The sequence below is a fragment of the Alteripontixanthobacter maritimus genome (genome assembly GCF_003340475.1).
GTDB classification, from domain to species: Bacteria; Pseudomonadota; Alphaproteobacteria; order Sphingomonadales; family Sphingomonadaceae; genus Alteripontixanthobacter; species Alteripontixanthobacter maritimus.
In genome coordinates, this window is sequence record NZ_QBKA01000002.1 from 2,636,636 (window position 1) to 2,658,196 (window position 21,561).

At 55.0% G+C, this 21,561-nt stretch carries 20 protein-coding genes and 1 pseudogene; 9 read left to right on the forward strand and 12 right to left on the reverse strand.

Features of this window, described 5'->3' with window-relative positions:
- Positions 1-25: 25 nt before the first annotated feature.
- Genes HME9302_RS12950 through HME9302_RS12960 form a run of 3 tightly spaced genes read left to right on the forward strand, consistent with a single transcriptional unit; the run spans position 26 to position 2,545 of the window.
- Positions 26-997, forward strand: coding sequence for a UDP-glucuronic acid decarboxylase family protein (locus HME9302_RS12950; RefSeq protein ID WP_115367343.1), 972 nt, complete (start codon positions 26-28; stop codon positions 995-997).
- Between the two features lie 42 nt (positions 998-1,039).
- Positions 1,040-1,858: a class I SAM-dependent methyltransferase gene (locus tag HME9302_RS12955; RefSeq protein WP_181815786.1), complete on the forward strand. Its 819-nt coding sequence runs from the start codon at positions 1,040-1,042 to the stop codon at positions 1,856-1,858.
- Between the two features lie 12 nt (positions 1,859-1,870).
- The gene (locus HME9302_RS12960; protein WP_115367345.1) at positions 1,871-2,545 is read left to right on the forward strand and encodes a class I SAM-dependent methyltransferase; all 675 of its coding nucleotides are present in this window, start codon (positions 1,871-1,873) and stop codon (positions 2,543-2,545) included.
- A gap of 22 nt (positions 2,546-2,567) precedes the next feature.
- Here HME9302_RS12960 and HME9302_RS12965 read toward each other — a convergent pair whose 3' ends face one another.
- Positions 2,568-3,146 carry a serine acetyltransferase gene (locus HME9302_RS12965; RefSeq protein ID WP_230080013.1) on the reverse strand — a complete coding sequence of 193 codons (579 nt, stop codon included), beginning with the start codon at positions 3,144-3,146 and terminating at the stop codon, positions 2,568-2,570.
- 189 nt (positions 3,147-3,335) lie between these two features.
- Between HME9302_RS12965 and HME9302_RS12970 the strand changes: the two genes are divergently transcribed.
- Positions 3,336-4,646 carry a UDP-glucose dehydrogenase family protein gene (locus tag HME9302_RS12970; protein ID WP_115367346.1) on the forward strand — a complete coding sequence of 437 codons (1,311 nt, stop codon included), beginning with the start codon at positions 3,336-3,338 and terminating at the stop codon, positions 4,644-4,646.
- 1,202 nt (positions 4,647-5,848) lie between these two features.
- Here the strand turns inward: HME9302_RS12970 and HME9302_RS12975 are convergent.
- The 5 genes from HME9302_RS12975 to dgt form a co-directional block, all read right to left on the reverse strand.
- Entirely contained in the window at positions 5,849-7,486 is a 1,638-nt protein-coding gene (locus HME9302_RS12975) for a recombinase family protein (RefSeq protein WP_181815627.1), read from the reverse strand.
- Positions 7,483-7,908 carry a DUF2924 domain-containing protein gene (locus tag HME9302_RS12980; protein ID WP_115365347.1) on the reverse strand — a complete coding sequence of 142 codons (426 nt, stop codon included), beginning with the start codon at positions 7,906-7,908 and terminating at the stop codon, positions 7,483-7,485. The genes HME9302_RS12975 and HME9302_RS12980 overlap by 4 nt, the downstream gene beginning before the upstream one ends.
- Positions 7,908-8,177 carry a DUF3489 domain-containing protein gene (locus tag HME9302_RS12985; RefSeq protein WP_115365348.1) on the reverse strand — a complete coding sequence of 90 codons (270 nt, stop codon included), beginning with the start codon at positions 8,175-8,177 and terminating at the stop codon, positions 7,908-7,910. Before HME9302_RS12985 ends, HME9302_RS12980 begins: the two co-directional genes overlap by 1 nt.
- A gap of 306 nt (positions 8,178-8,483) precedes the next feature.
- Positions 8,484-9,260: a hypothetical protein gene (locus HME9302_RS12990; RefSeq protein WP_115365349.1), complete on the reverse strand. Its 777-nt coding sequence runs from the start codon at positions 9,258-9,260 to the stop codon at positions 8,484-8,486.
- Position 9,261: 1 nt separating this feature from the next.
- A complete protein-coding gene (gene dgt / locus HME9302_RS12995) occupies positions 9,262-10,680 on the reverse strand; it encodes a dGTP triphosphohydrolase (RefSeq protein ID WP_115365350.1) in 1,419 nt (472 codons plus the stop codon).
- Between the two features lie 362 nt (positions 10,681-11,042).
- Here dgt and HME9302_RS13000 point away from each other — a divergent pair, with 362 nt between their 5' ends.
- The 5 genes from HME9302_RS13000 (at position 11,043) to HME9302_RS13025 (ending at position 16,304) form a co-directional block, all read left to right on the forward strand.
- On the forward strand, positions 11,043-11,618 hold the full coding sequence (locus HME9302_RS13000) for a hypothetical protein (protein WP_115365351.1): 576 nt from the start codon (positions 11,043-11,045) through the stop codon (positions 11,616-11,618).
- A complete protein-coding gene (locus HME9302_RS13005; protein ID WP_115365352.1) occupies positions 11,618-12,991 on the forward strand; it encodes a 7-cyano-7-deazaguanine synthase in 1,374 nt (457 codons plus the stop codon). The genes HME9302_RS13000 and HME9302_RS13005 overlap by 1 nt, the downstream gene beginning before the upstream one ends.
- Entirely contained in the window at positions 12,984-14,171 is a 1,188-nt protein-coding gene (locus HME9302_RS13010; RefSeq protein ID WP_115365353.1) for a helix-turn-helix domain-containing protein, read from the forward strand. The genes HME9302_RS13005 and HME9302_RS13010 overlap by 8 nt, the downstream gene beginning before the upstream one ends.
- Before the next feature lie 31 nt (positions 14,172-14,202).
- Positions 14,203-14,769 (forward strand): PIN domain-containing protein, encoded by a 567-nt coding sequence (locus tag HME9302_RS13015; RefSeq protein WP_230079799.1) that lies wholly within the window; start codon positions 14,203-14,205, stop codon positions 14,767-14,769.
- A gap of 1,307 nt (positions 14,770-16,076) precedes the next feature.
- Positions 16,077-16,304 carry a TrbC/VirB2 family protein gene (locus HME9302_RS13025; protein ID WP_115365356.1) on the forward strand — a complete coding sequence of 76 codons (228 nt, stop codon included), beginning with the start codon at positions 16,077-16,079 and terminating at the stop codon, positions 16,302-16,304.
- Between the two features lie 16 nt (positions 16,305-16,320).
- On the opposite strand, the gene HME9302_RS13030 is transcribed toward HME9302_RS13025, so the two are convergent.
- The 6 genes and pseudogenes from HME9302_RS13030 to HME9302_RS13065 all read right to left on the reverse strand — a co-directional run.
- On the reverse strand, positions 16,321-16,686 hold the full coding sequence (locus tag HME9302_RS13030) for a TrbC/VirB2 family protein (protein ID WP_115365357.1): 366 nt from the start codon (positions 16,684-16,686) through the stop codon (positions 16,321-16,323).
- A 10-nt stretch (positions 16,687-16,696) separates the two neighbouring features.
- The gene (virB11, locus tag HME9302_RS13035; RefSeq protein WP_115365358.1) at positions 16,697-17,668 is read right to left on the reverse strand and encodes a P-type DNA transfer ATPase VirB11; all 972 of its coding nucleotides are present in this window, start codon (positions 17,666-17,668) and stop codon (positions 16,697-16,699) included.
- On the reverse strand, positions 17,668-18,729 hold the full coding sequence (locus HME9302_RS13040; RefSeq protein ID WP_115365359.1) for a TrbI/VirB10 family protein: 1,062 nt from the start codon (positions 18,727-18,729) through the stop codon (positions 17,668-17,670). The genes virB11 and HME9302_RS13040 overlap by 1 nt, the downstream gene beginning before the upstream one ends.
- Complete coding sequence (locus HME9302_RS13045; protein ID WP_230080014.1) at positions 18,726-19,112, reverse strand: TrbG/VirB9 family P-type conjugative transfer protein; 387 nt, start codon at positions 19,110-19,112, stop codon at positions 18,726-18,728. Before HME9302_RS13045 ends, HME9302_RS13040 begins: the two co-directional genes overlap by 4 nt.
- A complete protein-coding gene (locus HME9302_RS13050) occupies positions 19,109-19,864 on the reverse strand; it encodes a VirB8 family type IV secretion system protein (RefSeq protein ID WP_115365361.1) in 756 nt (251 codons plus the stop codon). Before HME9302_RS13050 ends, HME9302_RS13045 begins: the two co-directional genes overlap by 4 nt.
- Positions 19,865-21,064: 1,200 nt before the next feature.
- A pseudogene (locus HME9302_RS13065) lies at positions 21,065-21,561 on the reverse strand (TraG/VirB4 family ATPase); the annotation flags it as partial.

The following is a 21,561-nucleotide window of genomic DNA, read 5'->3' on the forward strand; positions in this document are numbered from 1 at the left end:
GAATGCAGCATTCAAGGATACCACTATGCCGGTTACCCCAAGGGGAAACTACAGCCGCCGCCGCGTTCTCGTCACTGGAGGTGCTGGGTTCCTAGGCTCGCACCTGATAGACCGTCTGCTCGATCGGGGTGACGAGGTACTGTGCGTCGATAATCTGTTCACCGGCACGAAAGCGAATCTTGACCACCTGGCAAACGAGCCGCGCTTCGAATTTATGCGGCACGATGTGTCCTTCCCTCTTTACGTGGAAGTAGACGAAATATGGAACCTAGCTTGTCCGGCATCGCCGATACATTATCAGCACGACCCAGTTCAGACGACCAAAACCAGCGTGCATGGCGCGATCAACATGCTAGGTCTTGCCAAACGGCTCGATTGCCGCATCTTTCAGGCCTCGACCAGCGAGGTCTATGGCGATCCGGCGGTGCATCCCCAGCCGGAAAGCTATTGGGGCAACGTCAATCCTATCGGCGTCCGCAGCTGTTACGACGAAGGCAAGCGCTGCGCTGAAACGCTGTTTTTCGATTACCATCGCCAGCATGGGCTTGACATAAAGGTCGCGCGGATATTCAACACCTACGGCCCGCGGATGAACGCAGGCGATGGTCGTGTGGTTTCAAATTTCATTGTGCAGGCCCTGCAAAACGAGAGCATTACGATTTACGGCGAAGGCGAGCAAACGCGCAGCTTCTGCTACGTCGATGATCTTCTCGATGGATTTCTGGCGCTGATGGATACTGAAAGAGGCTTCACCGGTCCGGTAAATATTGGTACACCACGCGAGTTCACTATTCGCCAACTTGCCGAAATGGTGATCGAAAAGGTTGGATCGAAATCGCAGCTTATCTTTGAACCGTTGCCGCCGGACGACCCATTACAGCGCAAGCCTGATATTTCGCTTGCACGAGAGAAGCTGAGCTGGGAGCCGTCGATTCCGCTGGAAGATGGGCTCGATAAAACGATTGCTTATTTCAAGGGCATCGTCGGCAAAAGTTGACGCAACCGCCGCATGACCTTTCGCCGAATGGAACTTGCAGGAATGACCGACAAGACACTCGATTGCCCGGCCTGTGGGATGCACGCCTCAGCCGTTGACGATCGCGATTTCCCTCATTGTAACAAATGCGGTCACCGCTGGATGCCGACGACCTTGCAAGAACAATCTGAGGTCGAACAATCGGTTTACGGCCACAGCTATGCCGGCTATCGCGAAGATCCCGTGCTTGATAATAATTTTGACCGGTTAATTGCCGAGCATATTCAGCCCACGGTACAATCAGGCGATCGGGTCTTGGATGTTGGCTGCGGTGCCGGCGCGTTTCTACGAGCAGCTCAACGTGCAAGTATGGATGCCCAGGGACTGGAAGTTTCAGACGATGCAGCAGCTATTTGCCGCGATGCTGGCTGCAAAGCGGAGGCAGGCGATTTCCTGCAATACGGACAGCCTGACAGTTTTGCCGTGATTACCATGTGGGACGTGCTGGAGCACCTTCGCGATCCGCTGGCTTTTGTCCAGCGCGTGCGCTTGTTGCTTGGCCGTGACGGCATTTATGTCTCGAAAACTCCTACATTCGGCGCATTATCCGTGCGGCTTTCCGATCGGATGGAGCGGTTGCGCGGTCCCTTGCTGGGCGCGCCCGGGCATGTACAGTATTTTACCCCTTCATCTTTGGCGACCTTGCTGAAGCGTGGTGGATTCGATTTGCAGAAATCGATTCCGATGCCCGGTGGGATGCGCAGCCGCCCCAGCGAGGGTAGCTTGAAACGCAAGTTCGGGCGCAAGGCGCGCGGTCTGATCGGCTCGGTATCCGGGGACAGCAATATGCTGTATGTCGCCAGTCCAACCATAGCCAAGTAGCAAGGCCGTAGAATGCGCCCGACAGAAGCACAGGCCATCGGCAGGATACTGTCCGAGTTACCGGATAACGCCATCGAGCCGATCCTGAATCTGGGTTCGTCCACGGCTGATTTCCGCACAAATATGCAGCCGCATATCGAATATGAGATCTTCGCACCGCTAAGAGCGCGCGGGACTACTGTTCTGCATGCCGATATCAAAGCGGATGATGGTGTCGATCTGGCTGGCGACGTGTACGATCTCGAGTATCGAGCCAGAATTCTAGCGCTCTCTCCAATGCTGATCATTTGTTCGAATATGCTCGAACATCTGGAGGATCGCGAAGGGTTTCTCGAAATGTGCGATCATATGCTACCGCCGGGCGGACATCTATTGCTCACGGTACCTTCGGATTACCCTTACCATCAGGATCCGATCGACAACTATTTCCGGCCCGATGTTACAGAGCTCGCGGCGCTATTGCCTGATTACGACATTATCTGGAGCGAACTGGTAGTCGATACAAATTTTCTCGCCGATTTACGCGCGATGTCGATGAGTGAGCGTCTCCGGCGGATCAAGGCGCTGGCAAAAGCGCCCTATCTCTATTTCGCAGACCGCGCACGTTTCTTGGGACGTTATCACCGCTGGCTATGGCTGTTCCGGAATTACAGTATTGCTTGCGTGCTGCTGCGCAAGCCAGGCTAAGCACAGTCACACAAACGCAGAGTTAGCGGCGGCTTGCTTGATCGAGCATTTCCTGGCGGACTTCCGGCAATCTTGTTTTTCCGGAACTATCGAAGGCGTACCAGCCGTCCTCGCCACGAGCGACGAAGCGATTGTCGCGTGCACGGTTTTGCGGTTTGATCTCATTGAGCCCGACGACCGTCGTATTGTCCGGGACATCGATGGTAACGACCGCATTCGCTCCAATCCGCACATTATTACCAATAGTGATGCGCCCGATGATCTTGGCGCCAGCGCCGATATAGACACTATCGCCCAGTATCGGTGAACCGAAGGTCGGAGAATCTGGCAATGTGTTCTTGCCGATTGTGACTTGATGAAAAATAACGCAATCCTTACCGATCTGCGCATCTCCCGAGATAAATATCCCATCCAACCCATGTGGAAAGACTGGGACCGTTTCGATTTGCACCGACAGGGGAATAAATACCCCCTTAAAGGACTGCACATGACGCCAAGTGCGGCGAGCGATGATGCGTTTGGCCCTTGAAAGAATGTTGGAAGCGCGCGGGCGCATCGCCGCGTCGCGCCAGTTCCAAACGATGCGGTCGAACGATTTCAATTGAGACCTCAAGCGCATCGTTCAGATGCTTTTAGTGTATGAGAATTCGTGATTTGAATGTGGGTACTGCCTCCAGTGTTCAAAAGCTAGTGCCGTCGGTTGACCATCTCTAGATTGGCAGGCAACACGCTTCGAACTTTAAGTGTCGTATCTGCTAAGGTGCGGCAGACCAGGCAAAGGCTGTAACGAATGAAAATCGCAATGGTGGGTTCGGGATATGTAGGTCTGGTTTCAGGGGCCTGCTTTGCCGATTTCGGGCATGACGTGGTCTGCATTGACAAGGACCAGTCCAAGATCGACCGCCTGCACGAAGGTGTGATGCCGATTTACGAGCCTGGCCTGGACGCGCTGGTTGCCAGCAATGTCGCGTCGGGCCGCCTGACCTTCACGACCGATCTTGCCGAAGGGATCGACGGGGCCAAGGCCATCTTCATCGCCGTCGGCACACCCAGCCGCCGCGGCGATGGCCATGCCGATCTGTCCTATGTCCATGCTGTCGCGCGCGAAGTGGCCGAGCATTTGAGCAGCGATGCGGTAGTGGTCACCAAATCGACGGTACCGGTAGGTACAGGAGACGAGGTCGAGCGAATCCTGGCGGACAGCAACACACCCTTTCAGGTCGCAGTCGTATCCAACCCCGAATTCCTGCGCGAAGGTGCGGCCATCGGCGATTTCAAGCGGCCCGACCGCATCGTGATCGGCGCGGAAACCGACTTCGGTCGCGAGATCATGAACGAGGTCTATCGCCCGCTCTTCCTCAATGAATCGCCCATCATGTTCACCAGCCGCCGCAGCGCGGAACTGATCAAATACGCCGCCAACGCCTTCCTCGCCACCAAGATCACTTTTATCAACGAGATGGCCGATCTGTGCGAAAAAGTGGGGGCAGACGTGCAGGATGTAAGCCGCGGCATCGGCAGCGACGGGCGCATCGGGCCGAAGTTCCTGCACGCCGGGCCGGGCTATGGCGGGTCGTGTTTCCCCAAGGATACGCTCGCTCTTCTAAAGACCGCCGAGGATTACGACAGCCCGGTCCGCATCGTGGAAGCGGTGGTCAAGGTGAATGACAGCCGCAAACGCGCCATGGGCCGCAAGGTGCTCGACGCCATCGGCGGCATGGACAATGCTCGCGGAAAGAAGGTCGCGCTGTTGGGCCTTACCTTCAAGCCGGACACCGACGATATGCGGGACAGCCCGGCGATTGCCGTGGCGCAGACGCTGATCGATGCCGGGGTGGAGGTTTCCGCCTACGATCCCGAAGGCATGGAACTGGCCCGGCCGCTGCTACCTAAAGTGCACATGGCGGACGATCCCTATGCCGCTATCGAAAACGCGGATGCGGTGACGATCGTAACCGAATGGGACGCCTTCCGCGCGCTCGATCTCGCGCGGGTCAAGGAACTGGCGAAAGCGCCGGTGCTGGTGGATTTGCGCAACATTTACAACCCCGACGAAGTGCGCGCACGCGGGTTCGATTACCACAGTATCGGCCGCGCCTAAAAAGTAAAAATACCATTAGAATAATAAGTGTGATATAGTCTAAGTCTCTGGGAAAATTTGATGAACGAAAAGGCAGTTTTTCGCGCAAAATTTTGGCGTTGGGCTTTGATGCTACTCCCAATATTCTGGCTAAGCCTTTTAGTTGCAATATACTTTATATTTTTTACTTAAGTTTTACAGTCAATTAATGTTTTTCTAAGTTGTAATAATAGGCGGAGCTGACACCGAGTAACGATGATGCAATGGAGAGTGCGAAATCATAGATGATGTAAAGGCCGTATCCGCGTATAAGCAATTGTAAAAAAGATAATGTAATCGACAGGGCGGTCATTAAAATAAGTGCCCCAAAAAAATTAAGGCGGGGCATTGTTTTCTTTAGAAAAAATGCTGAAGTAGCAAACAAAAAAGCATAAACTGAAGGGCCAAGTATATAATGTGTTCTTGATTCAGTAAATGAAAACACTATTAGTGTTAAATATGAAAGTGTGAATTCAAACTTCATTCTGGATCTGTATATCTACGGTGATGAAAGTTTCTTCACGACAATTGCATAATGATACCAGCATAAACAGAGAACTATTTAGCGTCATTTGGCGGTCGTTTTTCCTTTTGGCGAACAGCGATGGTATTAGCAACTCGAGGATGCATAGGTGCGAAATCCATCGGATACCTCATGACTTTTGCTTTCACACCGTAGTTATCTCCAGTCTCAGCGAACGCGAAAGCAGACCTTTTGGGTATTGCATGATTACGAGGTTTTTCGAGCGTGCTAATTGGCTGACTCCCTTACAATGGTCTTTCCCATAAGCTAAATTTCTGCGATTAACCATACCCCTGCTTATGCCACACCGTTTAACCCTTAGGCGAGGGTATGTGCTTGGTGGGCTAACTTGCTGAATTAAGACGTATTAATAACTGGAGCGCCGTAGGTTATTTCAGGGCCTTGTACCGAAAATTTCCAATAATTTAAGTGCCCATCTTTGTCCTCTGTAGGGCACCAAGCAGTCTTCAAGTGAACCAAATACCTACCGTCTCTCCGAGATCTCGCCGAAGACGGCGCAAGTCGGCGGGCTTTGTTGACTGCGATTGAATCCCTGCAGCCTAAGACTGACGCAGGAGAGGTCTCCAGAACCGCGAAACCCGCAATATTCTCTGTAGCGGATTTCTAGGCTTCACCATGCTTGCTGGCTGGATGTAGTCAATTAGGTAGCGAATCCGAGAAGCTGCTCTTGCGCGCCCCAGTCGGTGGGCAGATCACACTTGAGGAGTTGCGTACGCTTGAAACCCGTAGGCTGATCGCCAGTGAGGATGGCTTCGACGATCCTCGGACTTAGCCATGAAAAGCGAAGGTACTTGGCAAGCTGGGTGCGGCATCGCGCTTCTCGTTTGCCAATTTGATTCAGGCTTAGCTCGGGTGATCCCAGTACCAACTCTTGGACTCCCTTCGCATCGACAAGCAGTTGGATCAGTTGAGGATCTAGCTCTGCCTGCTCGGCTGCCGGATCAATCCGCAGCCTGGTTTCACGAAACGGTTTGCAAGATGGGGCGGGGATGCTCCAGCGCCACGAATTGGCTGCCTCGATACCAAGAGCACTTGGATCGAAAGAGATGTCCAGATGGTCGTCAGCAAACTGGATCGATATGATCAGTTTGGCGATGGTAGGCTGGCGCAGTTCACTGATAACTAACCGTGCAGCCAGTTCACGCCCCGCCTCGAACATACCCAATAGCTGATTGGCCTCAGTCAATTTGGATAGCCTGCGCAGTACATGCTCGTCTTCCAGCAGCGCTGTGAGCTGTACAATGAGATGACGCTCAAGCTGGCCCTGCCTGATACGGGTTGCTGGAAAATCATCGGGCCGTGCCAAATCCTTGCGGGTCTCGTAGTAGGCATACCGCCTGCTGCCTTTCGTGGCATAAGTTGGGACCATTGGTCGGTCCTGTGGATCGGTGAGTAGACCACGTAGAAATGCAGTTTGCGTATCGTTCTTCGGACGTTTGCGCGGCGGCGCCTTTTCGTTCAGTTTAGATTGCACCGTGTTCCAAAGCTTCTCATCGACAATCGGTTGGTGCTCGCCTTCATAGGCGGTACCCTTGTGGACGATCTTGCCCCGATAGATCGGATTTTTGAGCAGGTGGAACAGGCTGCCGCGCTTGAATGGGATACCGCCTCTGTGTGGACCACTGGTACGGCGCTGGATCTTGGTTCGAATGCCTTCGGCATTAAGCTGCGCGATCAGTTCATTGGCGGAGCGCGATGCGATGTACCGACGCATGATTATGCTTACGCGCTCGGCTTCCTCTGGCACCGGTACCAGCTTCCTTTCGATCACCTTGTAGCCAAGTGGGACTGGCCCGCCCATCCACAGGCCTTTCTTCTTTGATGCTGCAATTTTATCCCTGATCCGCTCTCCGGTCACTTCCCGCTCGAACTGGGCAAATGACAAAAGCACATTCAGCGTCAGCCGCCCCATGCTGGTGGTAGTGTTGAACGCTTGGGTCACCGATACGAAGCTGGCTTCCTTAGCGTCCAGCCGTTCCACGATTTTCGCAAAGTCAGCGAGGCTGCGAGTGAGCCTGTCGACCTTATAGACCACGATAACGTCGACGAGACCTGCTTCGACGTCTTCGATCAATGCAAGCAGCCCTGGACGCTGCATGCTGCCACCTGAGAAGCCTCCGTCATCATAGGCTCGTTCGACCAGCGCCCATCCTTCATGGCGCTGGCTCAAGATGTACGCCTCGCAGGCCTCGTGCTGGGCGTGCAAGCTGTTGAACTCCTGCTCAAGCCCATCCTCGGTGGACTTGCGGGTGTAAACGGCGCAGCGAAGGGGTTTCATCGGCGCTGCTCCGTCAGACCGAAGAAGCGCGGACCGTTCCAGTGCGTGCCGGTGATGGCCTTGGCAATCGCGCTTAGGGAGCGCCATTCTTTACCATCATACTCGAAGCCCTTGTTTAAGACAGTGACTGTATGGCCAGTACCGTGCCAGTCACGCACCAGCTGAGTTCCCGATGTGAGTTTGCGCGGCGGCGACAACGGTGTCTGTGCTGAATTGGCCTTCGCGTGCTGCCTCAGCAGAGATCGGGCTTCTCTGCTTAGTCCGCCCAGCCGTTGCTCTTGCAGCTTGTAGCTTACTCCCAGCAGCAGTAATTTTGGTGATATGTTCGGACTTGGCGCCCCGAACCGACGCGCCCAGTCTTCCCTTAACTTCGCTGGTGAGAGGTCCTCGTCCCTTGGCAGCGCGACCTTCTTACCAGCCATCAGGATGTTCCCTCATCGACATTGCGCGAGGTCAGTTTGTAGATCGACGCGCCTTGGCCGTCCTTATACCGGACTAACTCGCAGCCCTTCTTTCGCAAACCGGTCAGAAAGGCCCGCGAGCTATGCGTCTGCCAGCCGGTCGACTTACCGATCGCATCTAGGCTCGCACCGTCCTCACGCGCAAGTAGGCCTTCTACGATCGATGCTTTAGTCTTGCGTTTTGCGTTTGCTTTGCTCGAGTTCAGCTTCTTCTCTTTGGTCTTTGTCATGGGTGGTTCTCCTGTGCGGGCGCAGCACCATGCCGTTCCCACCACCCATGGTCCGGCATCGCTCAGTGCGCCCGGAGCAGCGGCTCCTTTGAGCCGCGATTCAGTAGCGACACCAATGCTTCGTTATTGGGAGAAGTCGAATGGAATGTGCCGAGCTGTGCGAATGGCTGAAATGCGCCCCAATTTGAGACGTTCATCATTCGACGCGATCAACCATTAGCTGACGTTCTGGGGCGGCCAAGTCAACATTGACCCGTAGGGCCAGTTCAACAGAAATTGAAAAAGCAACCAGTAGTCAAGCAGAGCCTACTCATTGAAACCAGGCAATTCTAGTTGTTGGCCAAAGCCCAAAAACTGGGCCGGCATTTCATCCCCTAGCAAAAAGTCGGTGAGCTCATTTGGTCCGCTAAATGTACCAATAACGTCATTCTGATAGATTGCCTGCTCCGTTGCGACGATACGACCGAACGACTCATTATTCAGCTCGCGTTCGATGAATTCGCACAACTCAGGGCCAGGTCTGAAGTTCCAGAGTAGGATGCGCCGGGCAGCACGCAAAAGGTTGCCGTCAATTGAGGGGTTGGGTAGCAAGTTGATGTCGATGATACGCTCGGCCAACCGTTCGAGATAATCGGGTTTTGCGTGGACCCTGCGCTTTTGCAGCTCGTAACAAATCGCGTCGCAGTCAAAGAAGGTGGTATTCACTAGATCTGCCAGAGTGTTTACTTGCGCCAGCCCTACTGCCGCAGCCCAAGTGTTGGGCAGCGACCAGAAATCTATCTTCCAGAGCGGATGGATCGAGGAGAAACCCCCGAAGCGGTTTGGCGTCGCGTCAAGCTTTGCAGCCAGCGCGGCAACGCTTGCTGGTTCAGCGTCAATTACTAGATCGATATCAGACTGGAAGCCGACCTTTCCCTTTCGTGCAATATCTCGCACCAAGCCGCCGATTATGGCCACCGGACCAAGCGGCTCGAATTGGGTCGCAAAGACTTCGCGCAGGCGACGGATCGGAAGCCCGTCCTCCCGCCAAAGATAGTCGTCGACTCGTCGCTTGACCTTTGGCAGTGTTTCCGCCGTTGTCACCTCAATGCATGCCTTTCAGCTCTTGCCAGAGCTTGATCGTGAACGTGTCGGTCATACCCGAGAGCATATCAGTCAAAAGGCGCAGTTCGCGATAGCGGATTGATGCAGCAATACCGCTGGCGTTCGCTGCGCGCGAAGCGTCCTCAAGATAGTTCTGGCTGATAAGTGCGAAGACATACTTGTTTTTCGCACCGGACCTGCGGGCCAGGATGTCGTCGAAGTCTTCTGCCGGGCGGTCGTGGATTGCATCCCAGAACGCAGTCATCAGACCGTCGATCGCCTCCGCCCCGCTCGCCTCCATTCGTAGAACTCCTGGATTACCAAAAGCATGTTGCCGGGCGAGCGACTTGAGTTTCTCACACAAGTCGCTGTCGTCCATCAGAGGTGTTTGGTGCGAGAAAGCCTTAATCGCTTCCCCGGCGGTGACGAAGGTGCCACTGGCATGGTCAATAAGTGCTTCAATCAAAAAGGCGCGTAGGTATCCGATCTTGATATCACGGGCGAGTTCTGGACGCCTGCCTGCACTTTCGACTTCTTCAAACTTTGCCTGCACCTTCGTTACCGCCGCATGCTCACATGTATTCTTATCGGCACGGAGGCTCGCAAGCACGTCATCCGGTGATATGACGCCCTTCTTCATCGCGTCATCGACGTCGAGGACGGAATAGGCGATGTCATCGCAGGCTTCCATTATCCAGGTAAGCGGATGGCGTTGTCGCTCAGCAAGTCCTGTCTCCATCCGCAGACGTTCGACGAGCGTGCGTTCTGCTTCAAAGTACCCATATTTCTTGGCGATCGGGTTCTTTTTGTCGCGATTTGCAGCGCCGACCGGATACTTGATTGCCGCGCTCAACGTTGCCGAGGTAAGGTCGAGCCCTAGATGCGCGATGTTCGTCTGTAGCTTAGTTATAAGCCTAAGTGTTTGCGGGTTGCCATCGAACTTTAAGAACTCGGCGTGTAGATCATCGGGAATAGCGGTCGGCAATCCGCGCCCACCCTCGGCATGGTTCGTGAAAATCCACTCCTTTCGCTGATCAAACCATCGACCGATGGCGGCCTCACCCTGATGTCCGAATGGCGGGTTCCCAAGGTCGTGCGCCAGGCCTATCGCGGTAAGCATCGGCTGGATCACGTGATATAGGTCTGCTTCCAAGAAAAGCGTTGCATTAGCATTGTGGATGCGGGAGCCAATTGAGCGCGCCAAGTTGGCAACTTCGTGTGAATGTGTGAGCCGGGTGCGCACGCCGTCATTGTCATCCATCGGCCAAACTTGGGTCTTGTCCGACAGCCGACGTACGGGTGTCGAGAACAACAACCGGTCATAATCCTGTTGAAAACGCGACCTCACCGCTTCAGGCGACAGCTTTGTCGGTTCCTCGTTCAGCTCACCTACTCTTCTATCAGACCAGATCGTTGCCATTCAGTTTTACCACCCTCAATATTGCCCGGTCCAAATAGGCCGCAAGGCTTGCATTTCCAAGATCGCGCCGACTTTCCGATCTGACCTTACACCGACCTGAACATAAGTAGAACAGTTTTTGGAGATCACCTATGCCAGGTCCGCATTTTCTCGACCGGGAATCAGACACAAGCAGCCCTAGAGCTGCCCCAATGACTGGCGTAACGTTAGTGTTCAGCCTCACCTGACTCCATCGACGGTCATCTCGCCCTGGCAACCCAAGCTCTATACCTAACCATATCGATCACAAAATGTCAGGATAATACGTAAAAGAATTGACAATGTCAGATTTTTGACATGATAAACTGCCATAGGAGCAAGTCATGACCGATGGCCCATTCAAAAACTTAAAGCTCGACAGCCGCTCAAGGCGGTTTGCGGAAGCTGTGCAGAATGAGGCTGAAGATCATGACACTCGTTGCGCTCTTGGCAGCCATGCCATCGTCAACGGCATTCTGTCAGGAAACGACGGGCTGATCCGCGACTTGCAAAGCTATGGCGAGGACGGGCAGCTCGATCTTGATCCGAAGGGATCAATCAAGGGCATCTTCGAAAAGTACGACAAGTCGGAATTTTCGGATGACCTCCAACGTGAAGTCGCCATGAGGCTGCACGATGGCGACAACTCTCGCGATGCAATCGACAAGGCCTTGGACTCGTGTGTCGAAACCAATATCGGCAAGACGCTCACCCGTATTAAGGAAGCTGGGCTAGAGGCGCACCGGGAAGGCCCGATGCACAAAGACCAGCTCGACCGTCTCAATGAAGGATTGGGCGAAGTCTCGAAGAGCCTCGACTGTGCGCGCATCCAGGATGCCGTGAAGAGCTGCGACAAGAACGCGTTCAAGCAGGACGCCAAAAAAAGAACCGGTCTCGATGACCCAATACTGTCATTGTGATGATTGAATTTTCTAAGATTTCTGAGCGCGACCTAACCATACTTGAGGCGGGACTAGCGGCTCCGCGTCGAGGCGCGAAGGGGCGCGTTTATGCGACCATCGGCTCAGAGATTAAGTGCGATAAGGACATCTTTGACAGCTACTGCCATGAGGGCTGGAGCAACATCCACCACGACCTGCTGATTGTCTGCGCGGCAGTCGAATTTGCAGATCGTCGCTGGGGACGCGGCAATGCACATTGGGCACGGCACTTTCATGTGACTGTGCCCGTGATTGAGCTTGCGACCTGGCAAGATGCGACAGTTCAAAAAAGTCTTTGCGATACCCTGCGCCATCTGACTGGTGACCAGTGGCGTTTCAGCTTCGTGCGCCATGAGGGCGCAGCCACAAGCAAGCCGCGACAAGGCCCGCTATTTCCAAACCAGCAAAAGGCGTTCGCCATTGCGTACAGCGAAGGCTTGGACTCGCTAAGTGTCTCGGGTCTCTACAACGAGGATGACACTGCCGTGAGCGTGCGTGTGTCGAAATTCAAGCAACGCCTGCGCAAAGATGAACGGCCGTTCGATCGCCTGCCCTTTGATGTGAAGGTGAAGCCGAATCCAGAGACCAGCGCCCGTTCGCGCGGTTTCAAATTTGCGGCGGTGACTGCAATCGCCTCGCAGCTGTCAAATGTCAGCCGGATCATTGTGCCTGAAAGTGGTCAGGGCGCATTGGGGCCAGTGTTGCTCCCCCTGCTGAACATCTATCCAGACTACAGGAACCACCCGACTTTCTTCAGAAAGATGGAGCGTTTCGTAAGGGCGTTGCTTGGCATCGACCTGACCTATGAACAACCGCGCCTCTGGCATACCAAAGGCCAGACCATCGCGGCATTTCTGGCGAAGCCTAGCATAAAGCCCCAACAAGTCATTGATACCCGTTCGTGCTGGCAGCAACGGGCCAATGTGCGCGTGGGAGGGAAAGTACGCCAATGCGGCATTTGTGCGGCGTGCCTCTTGCGCAGGATGAGCTTGCACGCCGCCGGCGTTGAAGAGCCGACCGAGAAGTATGCCATTGCCGATTTGCGGGCCGCACGATTTAGTGATGCCCTGCCGAAGCAAAACAGCTTCAGGGCCACCAACACCCTTTACGATTACGGCTACATGGGCGCGCGGCACCTGCAACAACTGGCCGATTTGGCCTGTGTGCCAGATACCGCCCTGAAGCCTCACGCATTCCAAATCGCTGAAGCCGTCGGATCGTCAGTAGATGACGTGACTAGGCAGCTTCGGGACATGCTCGTGCAACATTCGAAAGAATGGGCCGCATTCGAGCAGGGCCACGGCGAAAAGAGTTTTCTGCAACTATGGACGAGGGGAGGTTGCCATGGCTGATCTAAACGAGCTGACCGCACAGGAGATTGGTCGCCGCCTTCGCCTTGCCCGCGAAAGCGCAAAAATCCGTCAGGACGAAGCCGCCAAGGTAATTGGCATGTCTCGCCCCACCCTCGTTTCGATTGAAAAGGGGGATAGGCGGGTTCGCATTCAAGAGCTTCAGGCGCTTGCGAACCATTATGGGGTATCAGTGAATGCCCTGCTGCGCCGCGAGGCAGTCCATACTGACCTTGTGCCACGCTTCCGCCGACTTCGTGAAACCGAGGATGAGCATACCAGTGAGGCAGTGCAACTGCTGAATGATCTCGTTCGAGCTGAAGTTGAGCTAGAGAACATTCTTGGCATTGAGCGGCCTAAGAATTACCCGCCCGAAAGGGGCATCAACACTGGCGATGTCGTCGAATTGGCAGAACAGCACGCGCAGGAGCTGCGCGACTGGCTCGGATTGGGCTCTGGCCCAATCGCCGATATCTTCACCCTTATGGAGTTGGATCTCGGCATCCGACTCCACCAGCGACGCCTGTCGAAGGGATCGAAGGTGGACGCGCTCTTCACCTACGACCAGACTTTGGGAGCGTGCATTCTATTGAATGCAAATTTCCCTCTGGAGCGACGTATTCAATCCGCAGCTCACGAGCTGGGGCATTTCGTTGGCACACGTCAGGCTCCAGAGGTGCTGGAGGAAAATGAAAAGTTTCAGTCACGCGAAGAGCGATATGCTCACGCGTTTGGGCGCGCCTTTCTCTCACCGCGCAAGAGCTTTGAAGCGGCGTGGCGTCAGCTCACAGCTGGCTCTGAGATTACCCGCAGGCCAATCATCGTACAGGCGCACCACTTCCGCATTTCACGCGAAGCCTGTGTGAGGAGGCTGGAAGAGCTCGGACTTGTTAAGCGGGGTGCATGGGACAAGCTGAAGGCCCATGGTGGCATTACTTTTGCACAGGTGCGTGAAGTGTTGGGCGATGCCGCGAGTAAGTCCGACCCCGCGAAAGGTGATGCAGACCGGCCCGTTTCTCATCGCATGAGCTTCATGGTTTACACCGCCTGGAAACGCGATCTGATGTCAGAAGGACAATTGGCCGAGCTTCTTAAAATCAAGCGACTTGAGTTGCGCGCTCTGCTCGATCAAATGGAACTTGAGGAGAGCGAAACGGATGACCTGTTTAAGCTCCCTCTCTGATAAGCTAACTCCAATAGTCCCCGATACGAGCGTGCTGATCAACCTGAACGCTTGTACGTTTGGTGAACAGGTGCTTCGGGCCATCCCAAACGACATTATTCTGACTGAAACGGTGGTCGAAGAGCTCAACCATGAAACCAGTTACGCCAACGGCGAGAACGGGTTCATCCAGCGCCTGATATCGGAGAATGTCGTCAAGGTCGTGGAGATGGATGATGCTGCGGTTCGTCTTTTCGAGATGATGATCAGCTCACCGGGTTCGCTAGACGACGGCGAAGCGGCCACGATTGGAGTGGCTGTGTCGCAGGGATTTCTGCCTATTATCGATGAGCGGAAGGGTCGGGCCCGAGCCCAAAGCCTGATGAACGGCCAAGCCCCCGCTTGGTCGCTGGACCTGCTGGTGCATCCAGCGGCTCAGTCCGAGCTTGTCGGTGACGGGTACATCGAGGCCGTTTATCTTGCCCTTCGAAAAGGTCGGATGAGGATCGATGAAGAGCGCTGCGACGCTGTTGTGCAGCTTATAGGAATTGAGCGCGCCATTACCTGCAGCAGTCTCCCGGGGTTCAAAGAACGTAGGGAATTTTGGTTGTCCGCATAGTCAGTATTCTTGTGTGCTCACCCGTCATTGATCATGTCAGTGGGAGGGCAGATTTCTCGCGTGCATCTTTCCAAAGCGGACCGACCGCTAACGGCCCAAAAATTGACGGTATGCGAAGCGCTTCAATTACAGATGCTAAGCCGACTGGAAAATGACATTTGATGTCGGCGCTTCATCCCGACGGGTTCATCTTTCGCTGCCTCCTACCAGCCTCAGCATCCGCTGAAACTCTTCGTCTTCCATGCTTCGTTTCCAAAAGTTTGCAGATTGACAAACCACCTGAAGATTACCGAGCATTTCTTATAATCAACGCTGAAACCCGAATGCGTCCGGAAATTTATCACAACGCATGACCAGGATTAAAACTGGATTGCCAAGTAGGATGTCTTGTCTATGCTATCGGCTCTGCGGAAGAGGTCAGCTATCTTATGAAGCTACGGTCCATCTTGATAGCTGGTTCGCTGGTTCTGCCAACCAGCCTGTCGGCGCAAAGCGTAATATCGTATGAATATGATGCATTAGGGCGCCTGATAGCGGTTAGCGACGGTCAGGGGGCAAACTCTCGGTACAATTACGATAAGGCGAACAATCGCACCGCCGTTGCGGTGCAAAAGCAGTTTACCGCAGCGTGGGAGGCCGAGGCCCTACCTCATCTGGTTGGTTATGCTGATGGCGATGGATGGGCAGCCAACATCAATACCAGTTCGTCCTACCTCACATACGGACCTTACACGGATTCAATACCGACCGGATCACGAGTGGCAACCTGGCGTATGTTAGTAGACGTTCATAATTCAGCTGATAATTCTCGAATTGTAACTGTAGATGTCTATGATCGAACTGCCAACCAGGTGTTGGCGGTTCGATCTATTAACCGGCACGAATTTCTTGGCAAGTATTCGTACCAAGTTTTCGAGCTTCCGTTTTTGATGACATCGGCGCGTGTTGGGCATCGGATGGAAATGCGAACCTTCTATCATGGGTACTCCTATCTTCGAGTTGACAAGATAGGTTATTATTAATTCATCGCTGGAATAGATGTTACTTGTCTATATCAAATAGGGTAAGGTAGGAAATCTGCGAAGGCTCATAATCTGCAGCGCAGCTCCGTGATTGCTCTACGCTTACGTAGCGGAAATGTTTCTGCAACTGAGAGCTCCTATCACAACCTCAAAGCTTTAATTCTAAGTTTCAATCCGATTTTTTGCGAAGTCGGGCTTGAGTGCATTTATCTATGTAACTCAAACGATATTGCTCTCCATCATAACCGCCGATACACAGCAATATCGGTATTGGGGAAGGCGATTATGGATCCGGAAGGCTCTGGCGTATTGGTGAATGCGGTCGAATGGCTGCAGGGAACGTTGCTTGGGACCGTCGCCACAGTTGTCGCCGTAATGGCGGTGGCTGCTGTTGGCTTTATGATGCTGACGGGCCGGATGAACTGGCGGTTCGGTGCTACAGTCATCGTGGGATGTTTCATCCTGTTCGGAGCTGCCTCGATCGTGGCCGGTATTCGGTCCGGGGTTGGTTAAAACCGACGGCGACCTTTTAACGGTCGTCGCGCAGAGACGCGCCGGCATAGGGATCGTAGTCGGCCGGAGGCAGATCCCTAATGGGTGCAGCAACCATAGTGTCCATTGGTAGGGAGGGGGCGGTACCGATATCAGTACCGGCCTTCATGAACCCGTTTGCGATGATCGGCGCGCCAAGCAGAATGAAACAGCCCAGAACGACCCGCGCGCCGTCGCGCAAGGACAGTCTTCCGGTCAGCATGGTCAAACCAACGACTGCGACTGCAATGATACAAAGACCGATGGCGAGGCTGCCTAGCAGCGTCCCGGTCAGCCAATCTACAGACGCGCCAATCGAGGATTGACCGGCGGGTTCGAACAGGGATCGTAGCGGTAAGGTCATCGTTCGCTTCTCATCGCGCCATCAACATTTGTGCAACCCGGCGTTTGCCGTCCCGGCGCTCAAGTTGAACGAACAAATCGACGCTTTCTCGGACATAGTGGCGAACATCATCACGTGATAATTTGGAGCCTGTCTGCAAAACCAGCAGCGCAAGCTGCTCGATAGCGCGTTGCGGCGTATCGGCGTGTATCGTGGTCATCGATCCGGGATGGCCGGTGTTTACAGCGCGCAGGAATGTGAATGCTTCGCGGCCCCGTAACTCGCCCAGAATAATCCGATCGGGTCGCATACGCAGCGCTGCGATCAGCAGGTCTTCGGCGGTTACATCGGCTTCGCTCAAATCCCCGCGTGCCGCGATCAAGCCGACTGCATTCTCATGTTTGATACGAAGTTCTTCTGTATCCTCAATCGTAATAAGCCGCTCTTCAGCCGGAATTTCTGCAAGAAGAGCGTTTAAGAAGGTGGTCTTGCCGGTCGAGGTGCCGCCTGAAACGATGATGTTTCGCCGCTCCCGAACGGCATCGCGCAGAACTGCTGCGGCATTGCGACTACCGACGGTATGCCAGCTGCGTTCATTGTCGATGGTTGTCCCGCCTGATGCCAAGCTGGAGAACGCCTGGTCGTCTTCCCAGTCGGATAGCGACAGTTCGGAGGCTACATGACGCCGGATCGCGATGATATGCCCGGCGCGCGTTGCTGGCGGTCCTACCACCTGAACCCGCGACCCGTCCGGTAACGATGCAGCCAGCAAGGGATTGGCACGGCTCAGGCCTTGCGATCCAAAGGCTGCAATTTGCTTTGCAAGACGTCCCAGTAGCTGCTCGGTAAGCTGCGGTTCGTCATGTCGTTCGATTCCGCCACCGATGGCTTCAACCCACACTTCGCCGGGCCGGTTAATCCAGATGTCGGTTATATCTGCCCGTGCCAGCCAGGGCGTTAGGGGCGCGAGGAAGCTGTCGAGATAGTAACCGGCCTCCACCATCACAGTTCAACGGTCGAGAAATCGAGATCGCGCGCGACAAACACCGATACGCTGGTGCCATGCCGGATTTTCAGGGTTCGCTGAATCTCTTGCGTGGTAACGCGCGGTGTCACGTTTTGTGTGCTGCCGGGAAGCGCCACGATAACACCGTCGGTCGCTTCGCGTGTTGCTACTCCAACACCAATGTCGAGCACGGACTGCAACAATGCGCCGCCGAACCGCTGGAAGAATTTGCTGTCGACCTTACCCTTGACGCCGGCGCGGCCAAGCGGGTCTGAGGCGGGGGAGTCGAGCGCGATTGTTACGCCGTCAGGGCGTATTAGCCGTGTCCAGCGTATCAATGCGCGGTTTTGCCCCGCATCGATGCCGGCTTCATATTCACCATACAGTCTGCTTCCCCGTTGAATAAGCACTCTGGAGCCGTCGAATGCATGAATGTCGCGCTGAACCAACGCACGGACGCCGCCCGGGCGGGTGGAATCGATTGCAGTTTCTAGAACGGCCGGGATTACCGTGCCCTGGGGAACAGTCACTGACGGGTTTGCGAGCCGCCGGGCACGAACGCGGTTTTGATCGCCTTCCTCGTCACTTACAGGCGGCGGACCTGCGACAGGCTGACCGCGTTCGGCCGTATCCAGAGGCAGCGGTCTGTATGAGTCTTGAAACACCGGAGGGTCAGCTTGCGCCTGTTGAGGCGACACACTGGTTTGCTGAACGGGCGACGGGATTGGCAGGCGTTCAGGCGGTTCCGGCCGAACGGCGATCGGGATCCTGCCTATGACGCGAGGGAGGTTTCCTCGACTATCAAGGTAATCGCGCTGGTCATAAGGCAGTGCCAAAGGTGGCGGCGAAGAAATACGGGAGTTGGTGTCGGAGGTGGTTGCCATTGTGCTTGGCGCGGTCACATCACCGCGACGGGCATCCAGGGCCGAAAATAGAAAAGCGCCTCCAAGAAGTAGCGTACTCAAGAATATCCAAAGCCCGATATTGTTCGCATTACCAGTAGCGATCACGGGCCGCACATCGTCATCTGTTTGGGCCGTATGAAGTGCCTCAGTCATTGGGTATCGTTCGCAGTAGCGCTACGCCGAGCGACGGCACGTTTGCGATCTATCCGAAACACCAGCTCGTTGTAGACACGGTCGATGACGAAAAAGTCACCGCGCATATAGCCATTGACGACTTCTTCTTCGCCTGCCGGTCCAATAGCGAAAACGGCGGGTAAGGCTTGACCCGGCGCATATTGGATCTGAGTTTTAAAACCGTCATCGCCGATCGCTGCGGGACGAACTTCGCGGTCACCTTTGACGCTATAACCCCATTGCTGTGCATTCAGCTCTGAGGGCCGCTGTTGGTATCTGATAGTATCGGCCAGTGCCAGTTGGCCTGAAGCTACCGGAGGTGCGCAGGACGCGAGTAACAAGAGGGGAAGCAATTGTTTCACTGGTCCTGCCTCCGCTCTTGTTGCGGACGCCGCGATATTGGTGTCACTAGCGGATCGGATATTACGAGCGGGTCGGGAAGCGTTTCAGCATCCTTGCGATAGCGCGTTACCTGAAATCCCAAGGGGTTGAGCAGGCGGTCATCGGCGGTCATCTCCGCTCCGGAAAAGCGATAGTTAATGATAGCGGCCCAATGTTGCGGGTCTTGCGGTTGCCCCCCGGGATCGGTTCGGGTCGTTGTGAACCGGACAAGCGAACTGTCGGCAGACAGTGAAGACACGCTTTTGATATCGACATTCAGCGCCGCATTGCGCGGCAGGTAGGACAGCGGGCTCGCCGGATTGTTCGGCTGCATCTGACGGATATAGCGCTGCCTTGCATCGCCTTCGGACCAAAGAGCGACTTTGCGATAATCACGCTGGATGCTGCCCGTGTCATAGCTCTCGCGCGCGATGACATATTGCACGAGAAACGATCGGGTCAGCGCTGCGTCGGGGGAGACAACCTGACGTTCGAGCGGGGCAAGCTCCTCGACATATCCTGTCTGCCGGTCGACCAGCAAAGTGTAGGGCTCGACCGTTTTCAAAGGCAACATGATCACAATCGCAAGTGCCAGCAGCAGCGCGGCGATTGCCGATATTCCTGCCACGATCCATGCGATGCGGCATGACCGCTCGAGATCAGCGGTAACACTGGTAGCCCAGCTATCTGCAATCACCACCTCCTCACCATCAATTTTGTGATGAGCGTTCATGGTTTACCATCCCGCCGCTGAGCGGACGCAGAGCTACGACGTGATGTTCGGCGCCATGAACTGCCAAGGCGCTCTGGGGAACACTGGCGACCGGCCATTGGAGGAAGCGGTATCACTACCGCCATCCGCTGCGACTGCCAAGTGTACGAAAGGCTGTACGCTCGGTCCGCAAATGCTCCTCACGTCTGATCTGCGTTTCCATACTGTCTGCGATACGTTGAACGCGGCTTACCGCAAGTGCTTGCGGTTGCTCCGGCGCAATATTGACAGGTGCCGGACTAAGCCGCTCGCGAATATTGGGAAACGCCGGCAAGGTGATCCATCCGCGCGTAAAAGCGACCTTCGCCAGTAGCCAAATCATGGCGAACTGCACGATCGCAAAGGCCAGCTCAGAGCGAAAAGCTCGATCGGAGCGGACGGCGTTGCATAACCAAGGGTTCGCAAACGCAATGCATCGCTAGCCAAGGCCCAATGATTGCAAGTTGGCAGCAAGGGCGATGGTTACACCGACCGAGGCAAGTAATGTGAGCACAAGCCCGCCGAAGCCAACCGGAAAAGATGCCGCGCGTGGCTTTCGAACAGCAGGAGTCCTGCCGCAAGGGGAGCAAGGGCCAGGAGCACTCCTGCTGTTATTCTCAAAAGTGCTAATGATCCGAAGATTCCTGCAAGATAGACAAGCCGCGACCATCCGAACGAATTTTCGTCTTCCAGCGCGCTGCCTTTGAATGTTCCGCCCGGTTGCAGCATCATCGACTAATGCGCCCACATTCCGTCCTGTGCCGGCTTCGGTCAGGCGCACGATAGCATTGTCAGCATCCTGAAGTTGCCGCGCGAACGAAACTCCTTCGCCTGGCATCACCGGTGACCCGGCAGCCCGTGCAATCTCGGCCGGACCGTCCAGCACCACATCATGAATGACTGTCCGAAACGCCGGCCAGGAAAAAGCGAGCGTAAGCACATACCGATCTTGATAACGTCAGACACTACGTCGCGCGCACCGGGAGCTGTCCGAACAGCAATCTGATACCGAACAGTGCTACAAACAGTGTGAGAAGTCCGGTCATGACAATCGATGTGAGCGATCCGGGTTGGCCGAGCGCTGCCAGCCATAGCTGCCGATCAACTGAGCCTGACAGTCGATATGTCCAGCACGCGAACAAGAAAATCGTCGCCGGTAAGGATCGCTGGACAGGCCAAACCTCAGGCCGCCTTTCCAAGCAGCGGGCCCATCCACTTCGCTGGATCGGTTCCATGTTCTTTTGCAAGTTCATCGAACAGACGAACGGAGCTTTCGCGCCCCGAGAGGATGGTGAGCAGATCTTTCTCGCCGGTCAGATCGAGCCGGGCAACCACGCTATCATTGCCGTGCCGGATGAAAAACAATGTAATTGTCGGGTAGCGTTCGCACCAGATCGTATTCGTGACGCGAAAGGCCGAAGCCGTTGATATAATCCTCGGCACGCGCCTTTGGGTTGATCATGAATATCTGCGTTGCAGCCTGTTCTATGATGGCGCTGGCGATGCGGCTTTCCAGCGCATCTTGCGCGCTTTGCGTGGCAAAACCCACGATCCCGTTGCGCTTACGGATGGTCTTCTCCCAATCCTTGATCCGGCGCACGAACACATCGTCGTCCAGCGCCTTCCAGCCTTCATCGATTACGATGATGGCGGCGATCCGTCGAGCCGCTCTTCCACCC